The organism is Geobacter sp. 60473, from assembly GCF_036323535.1.
Classification (GTDB): Bacteria; Desulfobacterota; Desulfuromonadia; order Geobacterales; family Geobacteraceae; genus Geobacter; species Geobacter sulfurreducens.
This window is the reverse complement of the sequence record NZ_AP028967.1, coordinates 2,747,088-2,762,947: the sequence shown is the minus strand read 5'-3', so window position 1 is coordinate 2,762,947 and position 15,860 is coordinate 2,747,088. Positions and strand designations below refer to the sequence as shown.

Sequence of the window (15,860 nt, the reverse complement as noted above, 5' to 3'; positions counted from 1 at the left end):
GCCGCGACGGCGTCAGGTTGAGGGTTTGCTTGTCAGGACGAAAAATTTCGTTTCTGACGGGGAGTGAGGAGATACGTCAGTGAAACGATTGGCCATGTCAATAATCTGTCTCGCTTTGGCCGGGTGCGCCGTGGAAAAGACCGAGGTGCGGACACCGACCTTTGACGAACAGCTCCGGCCGGCCCCGCCCAGCTATGCCAACGGCTCCATCTGGCAAGCGTCCACCACCGGCCTTGCCGTCGATCACAAAGCACGCAGCCGGGGCGACATCATCACCGTTCTGATCGTCGAGCAGGCGAGCGCCAGCAAAGAGGCCACCACCGACACCGAGCGCAAGGCCGAGGTGTCGGCCAGCGTCCCCTATCTCATGGGGCTGGAAAAGAGCTCAACCCTTTTCAGCAAGCTGACCAACGCCAATCCCAACAACCTGCTCGGGGCCAGCACCAACTCCAAGTACGAAGGGAGTGGCGCCACCACCCGCAAGGAAAACCTGCTGGCAACCATGACGGCCAAAATTACCGATGTCCTTCCCAACGGCAACTTCCTGATCGAAGGCCGGCGTAACGTGAAGGTTAACAACGAAGACCAGATCCTGGTTCTCCAGGGAACCATCCGCCCCCGGGACGTATCTCCGGACAACACCATCAGCTCGACCATGATCGCCGACGCGCGGATTTCCTACACCGGCAACGGCGTCATCAGCGACCGGCAGCGGCCGGGGTGGCTTATGAATATTCTGGATTATATCTGGCCCTTCTAGTGGAGGGAAACGCGCCTTTTGCGCAATCCCGGCGTTGGTCTCCGGGTTCGCTTGTGCGGCGTACCGAGGGGTACGCCTCCGCGCGAATCCTCGACCGCCTTGGCCTTGCACAAAAATCGCGTTTCCTGAGTTGACAGTGATTTGGAAAAAACCATGACCAAAAAAATCATCTGCATAGTGGCACTTCTTCTGACCCTTCCCCAGTTGGCCCTGGCGATCAGGATCAAGGATATCGCCAGTTTTGACGGGGTACGGGACAACCAGCTCATCGGCTACGGCCTCATCGTGGGCCTGAACGGTACGGGCGACAGCGACCAGACCAAGTTTCCGGTCCAGTCTCTGGCCAACGTGCTGGAGCGGATGGGCATCACCGTGAACCGCGACGACATCAAGGTGAAGAACGTGGCCGCGGTCATGGTGACCGCCGAGCTTCCCCCCTTCTCCAAGCAGGGGACCAGGGTGGACGTGCTCGTCTCATCCCTGGGAGACGCCAAGAGCCTTGCCGGCGGCACGCTGCTCATGACCCCCCTCAAGGGAGCCGACGGCCAGGTCTATGCCGTGGCCCAAGGCGGACTGCTGACCAACTCTTTCTCCTACGGCGGCCAGGCGGCAACGGCCCAGAAAAATCACCCCACGGCCGGCCGGATTCCCAACGGAGCGCTGGTGGAGCGGGAGTTGCCCAACGTTCTGGCGGACCGGTCGCAACTGCGGCTCAACCTGCACCAGCCGGATTTCACCACTGCCACGCGCATCGCCCGGGCGGTCAATGAGCAGTTCAAGGCCGGCGTAGCCAGCTGCAATGATCCCGGTTCGGTCATGATCTCCCTCCCCGACGCCTACCAGGGGCGGGTGGTGGAATTCGTCGCCGACATGGAGCGCCTCGATGTTCGCCCCGATAATCCGGCGAAGGTGGTCCTGAACGAACGAACCGGCACCATCGTCATCGGCGAGAACGTCCGCATCGACACCGTTGCGGTCTCCCATGGCAACCTGACTCTCCTGATCAAGGAAACGCCGAGGGTTTCCCAACCCCAACCCCTGAGCCGCACGGGCGAAACCGTCGTCGTGCCCCGTACCGGGATCAAGGTTTCCGAGGAAAGCGGCGGACTGGCCGTGTTGCGCGAGGGTGCCAGCATCGGTGACGTGGTGCGCGCCCTCAATGCCCTGGGGGTGACGCCGCGGGACCTGATCGGCATTCTCCAGGCAATCAAGGCTGCCGGGGCCATGCAGGCAGAACTGTCGGTCATCTGACACCTGTCCTTGACTATACAGTATTTGCTGCACGAGAGGGCGCCCGCGGGTGCCCTCTCGTGCAGTTTGGCACATAACATGCTGTCCTCAGAACAGGGCCGGTAAGGCTAAAGTTTTTCAGAAGTTGGCCGATAGGTGAATCATGCGTACAAGTATGCCGACCGAAACTCTCATGTCAGACGCCGAAACGGCACGCGTCCAGCAACTGGCTTCCCGGGCCGGGAAGGCCGAGCAGGAACGGATGGCGGCAAAGAAGGTGGCCCGGGAGTTCGAGGCCGTATTCGTCGGCATGATGCTCAAGTCCATGCGCGACACCGTGGGCAAGGATGACCTCACCGGCGGCGGCAGGGGCGAAGAGATATTCCGCTCCATGCTCGACCAGGAGTATGCCACGGCCTGTGCGGCGTCGGGCGGGCTCGGTCTGGCCCCCCTCATCGAGCAGCAGCTCCTTCCCCACGAAACGCAACCCTCCGTGGTGCCGGCGGCCAAGCCGGACGCGGATAAAAAGGCCGGTGCCCGATAGCCATGCTGATTGATAACGATATCGTATCCCTTTCCAGCGTGGGGGCGCTTCCCGTTGCACCGCCGAAGGCGGACGCGGGGCAAGCAGCAGCGGCCGGAACGACGCCGGTAGCGGAGCGGGTAGAGCTCTCCATCGGCAAGTCGGCCATTGACAGCCTGAAGGATGCGGCCGGCAACGGCGAGTCATTCCGTGCCGAGCGGGTAGCGGAGGTCAGGCAGCAGATGATCGAAGGGGCGTACCGGGTCGACGCCCGCTCGGTGGCGATGCGCATGATAGGAACGAACGTTTAGCGAGAGGAGAAGCAGGGGATGGACAAAGGACTGTCACGGCTTGTTGAGCTTCTGAACGCCCGGGGGGCGAGCATGGAGGAAATGGTCAGGCTGCTGGAAGAGGAACGCGCGAGCATCGTGGCGCTCCAGGCCGAGCGACTCCAGGCCGCGGTCGAGCAAAAGGTGCAGGTGGCGGCTCACATGGAGGAACTGGATGACGACTGCCGCCGGGTCATTGCCGACGAAGCCCGTGTCAGGGGCTTGGGTGAGGCAACCCTGTCACCCCTCCTGACCGGAACCCCCTCGCCAGAGAAGACAGAGCTTGCCGGACTCCAGACCAGGCTGTCAACCCTTGCCCAGGAGATTAAGGGAATGATTGCCGATAACCGACGGCTGCTCGAAACTTCGATGGTTACGGTGGGCAGGTCCCTTGCATTTTTCCAGAGCCGGTTGACGGTTGCCGAGACGTACGGCAATTCCGGCTCCATGGTGGAACGTTCCTCTGGCGGCATCCTCCGGAAGGAGATCTGACATGAGTATCCTGAGCCTTCTCGATATAGCCAAATCGGGCATCACCGCTCAGCGTCTCGCTCTCGAGGTCACAAGCGAGAATATCACCAACGTGAACACGCCCGGCTATTCGAAGCAGACCACCGTCTTCACCACCGCCACCGTTTCACAGGAGCGGGGGTTCCCCCTCGGCAACGGGGTAAGGGTCGCGGAAATCCAGCGGGCCTATGACGACTTCCTCCAGATGCAGCTCAAGTCCGAAAGCACCACCAAGGGGTGGAGCGACACGGTGCTTGCCTCCATGACGCGAGCCGAGCAGCTTTTCAACGAGTTCACCACCGATGGCCTGGGCAAGTCGCTGCAGGATTTTTTCAGCGCCTGGCAGGATCTGACCGCCAACCCCCAGGGCCAGCCCGAGCGGCAGGCGATCCTGGCGCGGGGGCAGCAGCTTGCTGACCAGTTCAAGCGGGTCAACAGCTACCTCAATGACATCAGGACCGAGGCAAATCAGTCCCTGGAAGGGGTTACCGCCGACGTCAACGATAAGCTGCGGAAGATCGCCTCCCTCAACGAGCAGATCAAGCAGATCGAGATTCAGGGCGCCCGGGCCAATGAGCTGCGCGATCAGCGCGACCTGGCCGTGCGCCAGCTCGCCGAAAAGGTCGGCATCACGTACATGGAGCAGACCGACGGCACCCTTAGCGTGAGCCTCTCCCTCGGCCAGCCGCTGGTTCTGGGTAAAGATGCGGCAGTCCTTTCGCTGCAGCCCGATGCGGCGAATTCGGGCTTTTACAGGATCTACTCCACTGCTCCGGGCGGCACTACCGCCGTGGACATCAGCTCCATCGTGGGGGGGCCGGGTAACAGCCAGGGTGAAATGGGGGGGACGCTCCAGGTCCGTGATTCTCTGGTGAACGGCTTTCTCTCCGATCTCGACGAACTGGCCTATACGCTGGCAACTGAGGTGAATGCGGTGCATTCCAGCGGTTTCGGCCTCACCGGTTCCACAGGCCTCGACTTCTTCTCCACGCCGGCGACCATGGCGGGATACAGCGGGCTGGGCGGGATATCCGTCGCCATCACCAATAGCAACGACATTGCCGCCGCCAATTCCGATCCCTCTGTGGGAGGGTCCGGCAACAACACCAATGCCAAGGATATCGCCTCCCTGTTCGACAAGATCCTGCCCCTGTCGGGCGGAAACATGACCCTCAGCGGTTTCTACAACTCCCTGGTGGGAAAGGTGGGCGTGTCGGTCCAGAATGCAGAGCGTAGCGCGACGCTGTCCGAGGGCGTCCTGAAGCAGCTGGACAATCTGCGTGAATCCCAGTCAGGGGTCTCTCTGGATGAGGAACTGGCAAACCTCATCAAGTATCAGAAGGCCTTCGAGGGGGCCGCAAAACTCATCAATACGGGGACCGAGATGATGGACGTCATCCTCGGGCTCGTTCGATAGGACGGTGCCATGAGAGTTACACAAAACACCACGGCAAACCTGGTTCTCAACAGCCTCCAGACGATCCGGCGGAGGACCGAGGAGCTGGAGCAGCAGGCCGCCACCGGCGTGAAGATCAGCGCGCCGGGGGACGATCCGGTCACCGCGCAGCAGATTCTCCACATGAAGTCGCTCATGGCGGCAGGGGACCAGTATTCGCGCAATATCTCCAACGGCATTTCCTGGCTCTCCATGACCGAGGCAGCCATGGACGAGATGGGGAACGTGCTCACCCGGGCCAAGGAGCTGACGGTGCAGATGGCCAACGCCACCAGCGACGCCAAGGCCCGGGAATCGGGCATGAACGAGATCGTCCAGCTCCGCAATCAGCTCATTCAGCTCGGCAATACCCAGCTCAACGGTCGCTACGTGTTCGGAGGATTCAAGAACGACACCCCTCCCTTCGATTCAACGGGCGCGTTCAACGGCACCGATGACAGCATTACCATCGAGATCGACCGGGGGGCCTTCGTGCCGATCAACTACTCCGGCGGCGAACTGCTCAGGGGGGGGACTCCGCCGGGCTCCACCGGCACAGATATTATCGGGGTGTTCGACAACCTGATCACCGCTTTGGGTGCAAACGACCAGACCGCCGTCCAGGCGGAACTGCCGAACCTGGAGGATGCCCTTTCCCAGGTCCTGTCGACCCGCACCGATCTCGGCGCCCGCATGAACCGGCTCGAAGGCCAGAAGAACGTCATCGAGGAGATGAAGTTCAGTCTCACAAAAGTCCTCTCCGACAAGCAGGATGTGGACTTCATGCAGGTCATCAGCGACCTGACCAAACAGCAGACGGCTTTTCAAGCTGCAATCGCGGCGTCGGGAAAAATTTCACAGATTTCACTTCTTGACTACCTCTCGTAGGGGGAAGGGCGCCAGGAGGGCGTATGTTAGTACTGACCAGAAAAATGGGAGAAGTAGTCACCATCGGCGATTCCATCAGGATCAAGGTGGTGGAGATGAAGGGAAACCAAGTGCGGCTCGGCATCGAGGCCCCCAACGACATGCGCATCTACCGTGAGGAAATCTACCTCAAGGTTCAGCGCGAAAACCAGATCGCCGCTTCATGGAGTCTGGCGGACCTGGAGAAGGCGGTAACCTGCCTCGTCGCGGACGGGAAGGAGTAATAACGTGAACGTGACCACCACGCGCTTCGGCGAGATAGCAGTTGAAGAGGCGAAAATCATCACCCTCCCCGACGGGATGCTCGGATTCTCCGAAAAACGCTTTGTGCTGCTCACCCCGCAAAACATAACACCCTTTTGTTGGCTCCAGTCGGTGGAAAACCCGGAACTGGCCTTCGTGGTGGTAGACACCAAGGAGTGTGCGCCGGACTATGCGGTGAAGCTCACCGCCGAGGAGAGCGAAAAGCTCTGCGTGAACGCCGGCGATGAGGTGGTGTTGTTGGCGGTCGTGACCATGGCCTCCGACCCCTTCGATATCACGGTCAACCTCCAGGGGCCCATCGCTCTCAACCCGAAGCGGATGCTTGCCAAGCAGATCGTCCTGGAGGGGAGCAGGTATACCACCAAGCATCCCTTCTTTGATCAGGCCGCCAGGAGCAAGGCGCCCGGCAAGAGGAACGCGTCCGGCGAGGTTACGGCGGCGTGATCTGATAACCGGCTGTAATCTTTGAACTGCCTTCCTGTTGTTCACGGGAAGGCAGTTTTTTGCGAAAAAAAATGAGGGCACAGTGATTTTTTTCTAAAGCTTTTCCGGCTGCCGCCGATACATGAACTAAATGGCGGCGCTTCGCACGCTGACCGAAGATGAAAGCTGAAAGACGGGGCGTGAACGGCAACCGCGTCGGGCCCGGGCGGGCGCCGGCAACGTCAAGGCTTTCGGCTCACACACCAAGGGGTAAGGAAACCCCGAATCACACTCAAGGAGGAAGTACACCATGGCACTCACAGTCAACACCAACGTCGCATCCATCAACGCCCAGCGGAACCTCAACGTAACTCAGCTCGCACTCGGCAAGTCCCTCGAGCGCCTCTCCTCCGGCTACCGGATCAACCGCGCCGGTGACGACGCCGCCGGTCTGGCCATCTCCGAGAACATGAGAGCCCAGGTCCGCTCCATGAACCAGGCCGTCCGTAACGCCAACGACGGCGTGTCGCTCGTGCAGACCGCTGAAGGCGCGCTGAACGAGGTCAGTAACATCCTGGTCCGGATGAGGGAGCTCGCCACCCAGGCCGCTACCGGTACCGTTTCTTCCGAGCAGCGTGGTTACATCGACTCCGAGTTCCAGGCCCTCAAGGGCGAGATCGACCGGATTGCCAGCTCCAGCGAGTTCAACGGCGCCAAGCTGCTGGACGGCACCTCCGCCACCTACTCGTTCCAGGTCGGCTCCCGCAACACCGGCAATGATGTGATCTCTGTCTCCATCAGCGCCGCCGGCGCCAGCTCCATCGGCGTGGGAACCTCCAGCGTCACCGGCAACAACGGTGCCGCCGCCAAGGCCGCCCTTGATCAGATCGACTCGGCAATCGCGAACGTGTCGAGCATCCGTGGTACCCTGGGTGCGGTCCAGAACCGCCTCCAGTCCACCATCAACAACCTCCAGGTGTCGGTGGAGAACCTCTCCGCCGCCGAATCCCGGATCCGCGACGTTGACGTTGCTTCCGAGACCGCAGCCCTGACCCGTGCCCAGATCCTGACCCAGGCCGGCACCGCCATCCTGGCCCAGGCCAACCAGACCCCGCAGTCGGCCCTTTCGCTCCTGCGTTAATTCCGACTGGCAGTCCAGGTCATGCAAAGGGAGGGAGGCAAATGCCTCCCTCCCTTTCTTTGTGCCTGAGGCGTACGTTGTCCCGCACCTACTTCTTCCGCAGCGTTCCTTGTCGATAATCTGACTTTTACTGCGCCGTTCCCTTGCCGGTTCGGTCGGTTTTTTGACTCCTTCAGTCACTCGTCACTAAAGTTTTTCCCGGTCAGGTCGATACGTATAAGCGGGGGTAGCACCCCGGCAGGGTGATGCACTCACGGCAAGGGGCTGCGCGGCTTGGAAGCGCCATACTCCTTCCCCGGAAGCGTTTTTTTGCCGTACTGTTCAAGGTGGAGCCGGTTTTGCATCTCCGGTTCCCGAGGAGGAAACGCACATGGCAAGCGTATCGTTTGGCGGATTGGCAACGGGACTGGACTCAAATACGCTCATTTCCCAGCTTATGTACCTGGAGCGCGCACCCGAGCGGATCCTGGAGAGCAAGAAGAGCACGATCAGCAGCCAGATCGATGTCTATACTCAGGTCACGAACCTGCTGAATTCGTTCAAGACCCTGGCTGCCGGGATGAATACCGCCACAGGTTTCATGGGCAAGACCACGTCAGTGGGGGACAGTACGGTCGCGACGGCCACGTCGTCCAGCATCGCATCGCCGGGCAGCTTTAACCTGACGGTAACCTCCCTGGCAAAGAACGAGCGGCAGGTTGTTGACCAGGGATATGCCTCGGCAGACGCGCTCAATTTCAAGACCGGCACCTTCACCATCAGTGGAGTAGCCACTCCCATCACCATTGCCGAAGGCCAGAACTCCCTTCAGGGGATCGCCTCGGCCATCAATGCTTCCGGTGCGAACGTGACCGCGTCGATTATCAACGACGGTTCGGCGAATCCCTACCGGCTTGTTATCACCGGCAAGGACACGAACAATTACACCCTGAACTTCTCTGGGCTCACCGGCGATCCGGCCAGCGGCACCGCCTATGCCACGCCCACCATCACCAAGTCGGGTCCGGCCTACCAGGCGGGAGCGGCTGCCAGTTTCTCCGTAAACGGCATCGCCATTACCAAGACCTCCAACATCGTCACCGACGTAATCCCGGGCGTGACTCTCACCCTGCTCAAGGAGGGGGGGGCAACCACCACGGTGACCGTGGGGAACGACACATCCGGGGTCACCAAGAAGATCAACGACTTCGTCGGCGCCTACAACGCAGCCATGTCGCAGATCAACAAGCAGTCCGAATACAATGCGACTACCAAGAAAGGAGGGGTCCTCTCCGGGGACTCTACCCTCCGCAGCGTGAAGACGCAGCTCCAGAATGTCCTGACCACTCCCGTGGCAGGGATAACCGGCAAATACTCCACCCTGGCCAATATCGGCATTACCACCGACCGGTCCAACGGCACGCTCACCGTTGACGCGACCAAGCTTGCCGATGCACTGGGCAGCAATTTCAACGATGTGGTGGAGCTGTTCACGAAAAACGGCGGCGTCTCCAACCTGGACACGGAAGAATATGGCGTTGCCGAGCAATTCAGGAAGGTCATCGATCGCTTTACCCATGCCTATGAGGGGCCGTCCTCCACTGCCAACGGCATCATTTCGAGCCGGGTGCGGGGGCTCAACGACACCATCAAGAGCATCGACGACCAGATTGATGCCATGGAAGTGCGGATGGGACGCAAGGAAGAGGCCCTGAAAAAGCAGTTTACCGCCATGGAAACCCTTGTCAGCAGTCTCACAACGCAGGGGAATTCGCTTATAAATTACCTGTACGGGTCATAGCGATCGCACGAGTCACAACCAGGAGGAACAGGAATGCTGACCCCTTTCAACCAGTACCAGAACACCCAGGTCGGGACTGCCAGCCCGGAAAAGATCCTGATCATGCTCTATGACGGCGCCATCAACTTTTCGAAGATCGCCCTCGAGCGGATGGAGAAAAAAGATCTCGCCGGTAAGGGAAAGTACATCAGCAAGGCCCAGGCAATCGTTTCCGAACTGATGAATACCCTCAACCATGACGTGGGCGGCGGCATCGCCCAGCGCCTCGAGCAGCTTTATATCTATGTCATCGATGAGTATATCAACGCCAACATCAACAATTCGCCCCGGGCTCTGGAGAACGCCATCAGGATTCTGACCGTGCTCCGCGATTCCTGGGTCGAGGCGATCGATATCTGGAAGCGGGAGCGCGACGTTGTGCCCCCTTCCGTGCATCAGCCGGGTTACGTGGCGGGACAGGCACGATGACAGCCGCGGACCTGACGGCATTGCTGGCCAGCGGTGAAGAACTCTACAACCTCCTCTTGTCCGAGGCGGAGGCACTGCTGCGCAACTTCGACACCAACAGCTCCGAGGATTTCGAACAGGCGGTGGCGTGTCGCGAACGCATCATGACGTCCCTCGACGATTTTAACGGCCGCCTTTCCTCCCTGGCCTCGCAGGGCACTGGACACGGGGATGTCGAGCAACTCCTGTCGTCATTTCGTCGTCTCCAGGAGGAGTCGACCAAGAAAATCGTCGAGCTTGACTCCCTCGTAATCGCCCTGGCCCGAGAACGCCTTGTTACTCTCGGTGAGGAGATGTCGGCCCTTGCCCGGGGCAGAAACGCTCTCCATAGTTATGAGGGCGGTCGGGAGGAGAAGCACAACATGAGCAGGACCGCCTGAGACCGGGCGGCCGCGCGGACCGGCTTGTCGCCGGACGCAAAGCACCACATGCAAGGAGGCATTTGATGAATACCTATGCTGAAGCCAACAAGCGGCAGACGCCGCCCGGCCAGACCCCGGAAGACGGCGCACTGGTCGTTCGGGCCGTCCTCGATGACGGGGCCTCGCACGCTGCCGAACTGCAGCGGTTTACGCTGACCACGGCCGGCCTGTTCCGGGCGGGGAACGAACGGGCGGCCCTGGACCACTATATTGAACTCCTGGGCGGATTCGATATGCTCATCAGGGCGCTTGCCGATGTTGCCTTCGTACTCGGCGTCGATTTTTCCACCACCCCTGTCGGCAACGTGACGCTTGAGCGATTCGTGAGTCAACTCAACACGCTCCTCCAGGAGACCATGGCCGCCCAGCAGCGCAAAGACTGGGTCCTGATCGCCGATCTCCTGGAATACGAGCTCGCACCTCACCTGGAGCAGTGGCGGGAACTGTTTGCCGCGCTCGGGGACAAGGCTGCCCGTTGATCCCGGAGTACCGCCATGTCCGCTGATGGTTCCGAGTACGGACGGTACTTCGAGCAGCTCCAGAAGGTCAATCTCACGGTACGGCTGGGCGATGCCGGGTCCTTTGACGGAACTGCCGCCATTACCTCGCTGAAGGAAAGCCTTGCCTGGCTTGAGTTATTCGGTGCCGAACAGCCGCCCCCCGATACGCTCAGCGAGGGTGCCGAGGTTTCCGTCTCCGTCTGGACCGGAGGAGCCCTCTGCCGGTGCGATGGCCGGGTCGAGACGGTGCGTGACGACCGGCAGTTCGCCGTCCGCCTCGTGGGAAGGGTCCGTGAGCTGCAGCGCCGCGAATATTTTCGCCTCGACGTCTTGATTCCGTTCAGCTACGAACTGCTGGCGGGTGTGTCCCCCGAAGAAGCACAGGAGCGTTGGCTTCACGAGAGAATGGACTCATGGCGCTCTCCGGCAATGGTCCAGGAGGGGGCAAGCTGGCGGGTCGTGGACTGGAACGGTCGCGACATCCCATCCGCCCGGGCCAATCTGAGTGGCGGCGGCATGAGGTTCAGGGTTTCCGAGGATGTGGCATCGGGGACCCTCATGCTGGTCAGTCTCTTTCTCCCGCATCCCCAGCCCCGGGTGATCTGCGTTCTGGCCGAGGCCCTGCGCTGCGCCGAAATCACTCTTACCCTCCAGGCGGGAACCCACTATTCCCTCTCCATGAGGTTTATCACCATCAGCGACAAGGACCGCGAGGCGGTCATCTCCTACCTTTTTTCCGAGCAGCGACGTGAGTTGATGTCGAAAAGCGATCGTATTCAGATCGGGGGACGACGGTGAACGCAGACCGGCCGGAGGCTCCGTCCTCCGGGGTGCGGATCGTGCACGGCCGCAGGGGGCACCCCACGGCCCTGGTCATGGGCGAGGACGGCACCGAGACCTGTCTTCACTCCCTCTACGATCCGATCCGCGAGGCAGACTCCTTTGTTGCGGGGCCAGTGGATGCTGCGGTCCTCGTTTTCCTCGGTACCGGCCTCGGCTACCACCTGCCCCGGTCCCTGGCGAACAATCCGCATGTCAGCCGCGTCATCCTTGTGGAGCGGTACCCGGAGCTGGCCGAACTTGCCGCGGCCCGGCTCGCCCACGGGTGGAGCGGGCGGATCGAGGTGGTTACGCTTCCCTCTGCCGGCGGGTTCCCGCCTGATCCTGAGCAACTCGATGCCGCAGCACTCTATGTCGTCCCCCATCCTCCCTCCGTGCGGGCACACCCTGCCTGGTACGACCACTACCGCATCCTGCTTGCCACCGTGGGACGGACGAATTCCGCCACGGATCGCCCGCGCGCGGCTGGGCGCCCCTTCACGATCCTCGTTCCCTTTGAAGCCTACTATGTCCAGCGTGAGTGTATCCACGGGCTCGAATCCCTGGGTCACCGGGTCGTTGTTCTGGACTGCCGGGGGCGCGAAGGGGACGAAGCATCGCTTTTCGGTGAGGCACTCCGTGGCGAACGGCCAGACCTGGTGTTGAGCGTCAATATGCGCGGTCTCGACCGGCGCGGCGTTGCGGCGGAAATGTTGCGGCGGCTCGGTATCCCGCTCGCCCTCTGGTTCGTTGACTCGCCTGAATTCATCCTCTACGGCGAGGCATTGCCCCCTGCCGACGGATGCCATGTCTTCCTGTGGGAAAAGAGTTACCTGCCGGCAGTGGCCGCGCAGGGGTACCGGGTGTCGTACCTGCCCCTGGCAGCCGATGTCGGTTTGGCCGGGGCAGCTCGCGTGGAGGAGCGGTTCAGCACAGGGTTGTCCTTTGTGGGGAACTCGCTGGTGAGTGGTTTTCTGGCCCGCCTGGCCGTCAAGTTTCCGGTTACGCCCCAGGTCATGGCGTTCGCCGGCGATGCGGTTGAACGAATCATTGCCGCCCGGGGCGACCAACTGCGGCTTGTTGACCAGCTCGTGGCCGATGGTGCCCCTTTTCTGCCGGATGATGATGCCCGTCTTTTCTTCCGGGCCTACCTGCTCCACAGTGCCACCTCCGCCTACCGGACAAGGCTCCTGGGGCAGTTGCTTCCCCTGGGGCTCACTTTTTTCGGTGATCCCGACGGGTGGCGGGAGGTGTTCGGCAACTCCATAGATGCGCGTCCCGACGTGAATTACTTCAGAGAAACCCCGGCGGTCTATGCCTCCAGTGCCGTTAATGTCAATGCCACCAGCCTCCAGATGCCTCACACCGTTAACCAGCGGGTCTTCGATGTGCCCCTGTGCGGCGGTTTTCTCCTGACCGACCGGCAGGGTGCCCTGGGTGAGCTCTTTGCCGAGAATGAGGTGGCACTTTACGACGGGATCAGCGATGTGGCAGAAACGGCTAGGTTTTACCTGGAACAGGAGGGGCTGCGGCGGGAGATCGCGGAACGTGCCCGGCGCAGAGTGCTTGGCGAGCACACCTACGGGCACCGGATGCAGAAGGTGATCACAGAGATTTTCGGGCGGCCGGTCTAGGGCCGGCCACGACTGTCGCCGCGGGCGCACTGTTCCCGCTGCAGGTATTTTTTCACGGTTCTCCGGTCGAGATTGGCTCGCCTCGCCACCTCTTCGAAAGTTCCGTGGCGTTCATAGAGAAGGCGACAATATCCTGCCAGCAGTTCCTGAGCGTTACACTCCATCCCTGCCGCCTCGTTGAGATACCGTGCCAAGTCTCCGGCCGGTTCCTGTTTCGCCTCGCCCCGGTAGTGTCCCGTCACCAGCACCCGCCGTACCGCCTGCTCCAGTTCCCGCACATTCCCCGGCCAGTGATACTCTTTCCCCACATCACGCTCGATGGCTCGGCGCAGCACCTGTACCTCCTTGTCCGGAGCGGCACCCGCCAGCCGGCGGAGGATACCCGCGATGAGCTCGGTCAGTTCCTCGGGTCGCTCCCGTACCCGCTGCCGCAAAGGCGGGATGGTGATGACATCCGAGCAAAGACGGTAGTAGAAGTCATCCCTGAACGCTCCCTCCTGTCGCAGACGGGTCAGGTCTCGGTTGGTGGCCGCGATGAGCCGTCCGCTGAAGCGGAGCCGCTGGTGACTCCCCACGGGGGAGAATGTCCGGTCTTGCACCACTTGGAGGAGTTTTACCTGCGCCGGCAGCGAAACCTCGCCGATCTCGTCCAGGAATATGGCGCCGTGGGGGGTGCAGCGACTGAAGACACCCTCGTGGTGGTCAATGGCACCGGTAAAGGCTCCCTTTCGGTGGCCGAAGAGCTCTGACTCCAGAATTCCCTCCGGGTACTGGGACAGGTTCACCGCCAGAAAGTTGCGGGTGAAACTCTCGCTGAAGCGGCCGGTTCCCGGGTCAAAGGGGATGAACCCCGAACGGCCGATGGCCGCAGCAGCTGTGCCCTTGCCGGTGCCGGTCTCCCCGAGGATCAGAACGGAAAAGTCCTCCATGCGGTCCCAGAGGTGCTGTTCGAACCAGCGGATGTTGTGGGTAAAAAGGGTCTGCCAGAGATGTTCGCGCACCCGGCGCAGGGAAGGGCTGGAGCCGGCAAGTCCCTCGCGGATGAAGTAAAAGGCCCGGCGAATCTGGTAGAAGAGGGCAAGATAACGGCGGCTTTCGCCACCCGGGAACCCTGCCTCGTTGAATGCCGCCTGGAATTTGCCGGCAAAGGGGACGGGGCAGGGCGTGTCGCCGGCCGCGGCCTGGTCGCGGATCAGCCGGTCGAAATCGTCGAGAAAACGGTGGTACAGATCAAAGAGGAGCACCGTTCGTATCGTTTCCCTCTCTGAGACTGGGACGCGGGTCAGACTGCCGCTCAGGGCTTCCCGCAGGGCGGCGGAGCGGTCCGCCACGCGGGCTATGGCGGCATCCAGCGCGCCTTTGCGGTCGACATCGTTTCCGGCCAGGGACTGGTCAAGCTCATCCCGGCTTCCGCTGAAGGGGTTGAGAAAGGCGGCCCGGGCGACCCGGCTGAAAAACTCACGCTCGGAATTCAGGATGGCTGTTAAACGCGTCATGCATTTTATGTATAGTATGTATGCATTAAATGTCAATATGGCTCGCGGAAAAGTGCCCCGGCTTCGGAGCTGCAGGAGCTAACCTCTTGACAGGATGATAGAATCTAGTGCATGGGGGGCTTGGCACATTCCCGGCAAAGGAGGAGGGAATCCAACATCCATTCTCCGGGGGATCCATGAGCGTCATAGACATTCATTGTCACACCGCAGGGGTCGGAGCCGGCGGCAGCGGCTGCTTCATTTCGACCCGTCTGAGGGAAAGCTGGAGGTACCGGTTCTATCTGGCATCCTTCGGAGTCACCGATGCGGAGCTCGAACGGGAAGGGGACGGCCTGGTCCTGCGCCGCCTTGCGGAACGGTTGGCAGTCTCGACCCGGGTCCAGGCCGCCGTGGTGCTGGCACTGGACGGTGCCATCGACTCCCGGGGAAACCTGGACCGGACCCGGACCGAATTGTTCATTCCCAATGACTTTCTCGCCGGCCAGTGTCGCAGGTATCCCAACCTCCTGTTCGGCGCCAGCGTCAACCCCCTGCGGCCCGACGCCCTGGACCGGCTCGATGCCGCGGCCGCCGACGGCGCGGTTCTGGTCAAGTGGCTGCCCTCGATCCAGGGAACCGATCCGGCGGACCGGCGGCTGGTTCCCTTTTACCGGCGCCTTGCGGAACTCGGGTTGCCGCTGCTCACCCACACCGGCGAGGAGCAATCATTCACCCGGGCTGACAACAGTCTGTCAGATCCGAACCGCCTCCGCCTGCCCCTCGATGAAGGGGTTACGGTCATTGCCGCCCACTGTGCCACCAGCGGCAGGAGCGAGGGCCAACGGAACCGGCACCGGCTTCTGGCCCTGTTTGCAGCCTATCCCAACCTCCATGCCGATATCTCATCCCTTACTCAGGTTAACCGCCTGGGGCACCTTCAATGGGTCCTGAAGCACCGGGAACTCCACGAGCGGCTCCTGTACGGCACCGATATGCCCTTGCCCGCCACGGCGCTCACCTCGCCCTGGTTTCACCTCTTCTCTCTCGGTCCGTTCGCAGCCAGGCGCCTGGCCGCCATCCGCAACCCCTGGGATCGAGATGTGGCACTGAAGCTGGCATTGGGGATGCCCGAGCAGATTCTACACAACGCGGCCGGTCTCTTGCGACTCGCCTGACGACAC

Annotated in this window: 18 protein-coding genes; 17 read left to right on the top strand and 1 reads right to left on the bottom strand. The window is 61.5% G+C overall.

The window, feature by feature from the left end:
* The first annotated feature begins 79 nt into the window (after positions 1-79).
* The 16 genes from AABA48_RS12555 to AABA48_RS12480 all read left to right on the top strand — a co-directional run bounded on the left by AABA48_RS12555 (position 80) and on the right by AABA48_RS12480 (position 13,204).
* Positions 80-760 carry a flagellar basal body L-ring protein FlgH gene (locus tag AABA48_RS12555; protein WP_010943674.1) on the top strand — a complete coding sequence of 227 codons (681 nt, stop codon included), beginning with the start codon at positions 80-82 and terminating at the stop codon, positions 758-760.
* 153 nt (positions 761-913) lie between these two features.
* Positions 914-2,011: a flagellar basal body P-ring protein FlgI gene (locus tag AABA48_RS12550; RefSeq protein ID WP_286350737.1), complete on the top strand. Its 1,098-nt coding sequence runs from the start codon at positions 914-916 to the stop codon at positions 2,009-2,011.
* A 142-nt stretch (positions 2,012-2,153) separates the two neighbouring features.
* Positions 2,154-2,534 carry a rod-binding protein gene (locus AABA48_RS12545; protein ID WP_286350736.1) on the top strand — a complete coding sequence of 127 codons (381 nt, stop codon included), beginning with the start codon at positions 2,154-2,156 and terminating at the stop codon, positions 2,532-2,534.
* A gap of 2 nt (positions 2,535-2,536) precedes the next feature.
* Positions 2,537-2,824 carry a flagellar biosynthesis anti-sigma factor FlgM gene (gene flgM, locus AABA48_RS12540; RefSeq protein WP_010943671.1) on the top strand — a complete coding sequence of 96 codons (288 nt, stop codon included), beginning with the start codon at positions 2,537-2,539 and terminating at the stop codon, positions 2,822-2,824.
* A gap of 18 nt (positions 2,825-2,842) precedes the next feature.
* On the top strand, positions 2,843-3,334 hold the full coding sequence (locus AABA48_RS12535; RefSeq protein WP_045667652.1) for a flagellar protein FlgN: 492 nt from the start codon (positions 2,843-2,845) through the stop codon (positions 3,332-3,334).
* Position 3,335: 1 nt separating this feature from the next.
* Positions 3,336-4,769, top strand: a complete 1,434-nt coding sequence (flgK, locus tag AABA48_RS12530; protein WP_286350735.1) for a flagellar hook-associated protein FlgK — start codon at positions 3,336-3,338, stop codon at positions 4,767-4,769.
* 9 nt (positions 4,770-4,778) lie between these two features.
* Positions 4,779-5,675 (top strand): flagellar hook-associated protein FlgL, encoded by an 897-nt coding sequence (flgL, locus tag AABA48_RS12525; protein WP_286350734.1) that lies wholly within the window; start codon positions 4,779-4,781, stop codon positions 5,673-5,675.
* Between the two features lie 23 nt (positions 5,676-5,698).
* On the top strand, positions 5,699-5,938 hold the full coding sequence (csrA, locus tag AABA48_RS12520) for a carbon storage regulator CsrA (protein ID WP_286350733.1): 240 nt from the start codon (positions 5,699-5,701) through the stop codon (positions 5,936-5,938).
* Positions 5,939-5,942: 4 nt separating this feature from the next.
* Complete coding sequence (locus AABA48_RS12515) at positions 5,943-6,422, top strand: flagellar assembly protein FliW (protein ID WP_286350732.1); 480 nt, start codon at positions 5,943-5,945, stop codon at positions 6,420-6,422.
* Between the two features lie 289 nt (positions 6,423-6,711).
* A complete protein-coding gene (locus tag AABA48_RS12510; RefSeq protein WP_286350731.1) occupies positions 6,712-7,542 on the top strand; it encodes a flagellin N-terminal helical domain-containing protein in 831 nt (276 codons plus the stop codon).
* Positions 7,543-7,912: 370 nt separating this feature from the next.
* Positions 7,913-9,322, top strand: coding sequence for a flagellar filament capping protein FliD (gene fliD, locus AABA48_RS12505; RefSeq protein ID WP_286350730.1), 1,410 nt, complete (start codon positions 7,913-7,915; stop codon positions 9,320-9,322).
* 33 nt (positions 9,323-9,355) lie between these two features.
* Complete coding sequence (gene fliS / locus AABA48_RS12500) at positions 9,356-9,790, top strand: flagellar export chaperone FliS (protein WP_286350729.1); 435 nt, start codon at positions 9,356-9,358, stop codon at positions 9,788-9,790.
* Positions 9,787-10,209, top strand: a complete 423-nt coding sequence (locus AABA48_RS12495; protein WP_286350728.1) for a hypothetical protein — start codon at positions 9,787-9,789, stop codon at positions 10,207-10,209. The genes fliS and AABA48_RS12495 overlap by 4 nt, the downstream gene beginning before the upstream one ends.
* Before the next feature lie 65 nt (positions 10,210-10,274).
* Complete coding sequence (locus AABA48_RS12490; protein ID WP_338270522.1) at positions 10,275-10,730, top strand: hypothetical protein; 456 nt, start codon at positions 10,275-10,277, stop codon at positions 10,728-10,730.
* A 15-nt stretch (positions 10,731-10,745) separates the two neighbouring features.
* Complete coding sequence (locus AABA48_RS12485) at positions 10,746-11,549, top strand: PilZ-like domain-containing protein (RefSeq protein ID WP_286350726.1); 804 nt, start codon at positions 10,746-10,748, stop codon at positions 11,547-11,549.
* A complete protein-coding gene (locus tag AABA48_RS12480; RefSeq protein WP_286350725.1) occupies positions 11,546-13,204 on the top strand; it encodes a glycosyltransferase family protein in 1,659 nt (552 codons plus the stop codon). Before AABA48_RS12485 ends, AABA48_RS12480 begins: the two co-directional genes overlap by 4 nt.
* Here AABA48_RS12480 and AABA48_RS12475 read toward each other — a convergent pair.
* Positions 13,201-14,700, bottom strand: coding sequence for a sigma 54-interacting transcriptional regulator (locus AABA48_RS12475; protein WP_286350724.1), 1,500 nt, complete (start codon positions 14,698-14,700; stop codon positions 13,201-13,203). The two genes, AABA48_RS12480 and AABA48_RS12475, sit on opposite strands and share 4 nt — an antisense overlap.
* A 176-nt stretch (positions 14,701-14,876) precedes the next feature.
* Here AABA48_RS12475 and AABA48_RS12470 point away from each other — a divergent pair, with 176 nt between their 5' ends.
* Entirely contained in the window at positions 14,877-15,854 is a 978-nt protein-coding gene (locus AABA48_RS12470) for an amidohydrolase family protein (protein ID WP_286350723.1), read from the top strand.
* Positions 15,855-15,860 lie beyond the last annotated feature (6 nt).

Coding starts and splice junctions, on each gene's coding strand:
- AABA48_RS12550 (WP_286350737.1), top strand. CDS start 914: ATGACCAAAAAAATCATCTGCATAGTGGCACTTCTTCTGACCCTTCCC.
- AABA48_RS12545 (WP_286350736.1), top strand. CDS start 2,154: ATGCGTACAAGTATGCCGACCGAAACTCTCATGTCAGACGCCGAAACG.
- flgM (WP_010943671.1), top strand. CDS start 2,537: ATGCTGATTGATAACGATATCGTATCCCTTTCCAGCGTGGGGGCGCTT.
- AABA48_RS12535 (WP_045667652.1), top strand. CDS start 2,843: ATGGACAAAGGACTGTCACGGCTTGTTGAGCTTCTGAACGCCCGGGGG.
- flgK (WP_286350735.1), top strand. CDS start 3,336: ATGAGTATCCTGAGCCTTCTCGATATAGCCAAATCGGGCATCACCGCT.
- flgL (WP_286350734.1), top strand. CDS start 4,779: ATGAGAGTTACACAAAACACCACGGCAAACCTGGTTCTCAACAGCCTC.
- csrA (WP_286350733.1), top strand. CDS start 5,699: ATGTTAGTACTGACCAGAAAAATGGGAGAAGTAGTCACCATCGGCGAT.
- AABA48_RS12510 (WP_286350731.1), top strand. CDS start 6,712: ATGGCACTCACAGTCAACACCAACGTCGCATCCATCAACGCCCAGCGG.
- fliD (WP_286350730.1), top strand. CDS start 7,913: ATGGCAAGCGTATCGTTTGGCGGATTGGCAACGGGACTGGACTCAAAT.
- fliS (WP_286350729.1), top strand. CDS start 9,356: ATGCTGACCCCTTTCAACCAGTACCAGAACACCCAGGTCGGGACTGCC.
- AABA48_RS12495 (WP_286350728.1), top strand. CDS start 9,787: ATGACAGCCGCGGACCTGACGGCATTGCTGGCCAGCGGTGAAGAACTC.
- AABA48_RS12490 (WP_338270522.1), top strand. CDS start 10,275: ATGAATACCTATGCTGAAGCCAACAAGCGGCAGACGCCGCCCGGCCAG.
- AABA48_RS12485 (WP_286350726.1), top strand. CDS start 10,746: ATGTCCGCTGATGGTTCCGAGTACGGACGGTACTTCGAGCAGCTCCAG.
- AABA48_RS12475 (WP_286350724.1), bottom strand. CDS start 14,700: ATGACGCGTTTAACAGCCATCCTGAATTCCGAGCGTGAGTTTTTCAGC.
- AABA48_RS12470 (WP_286350723.1), top strand. CDS start 14,877: ATGAGCGTCATAGACATTCATTGTCACACCGCAGGGGTCGGAGCCGGC.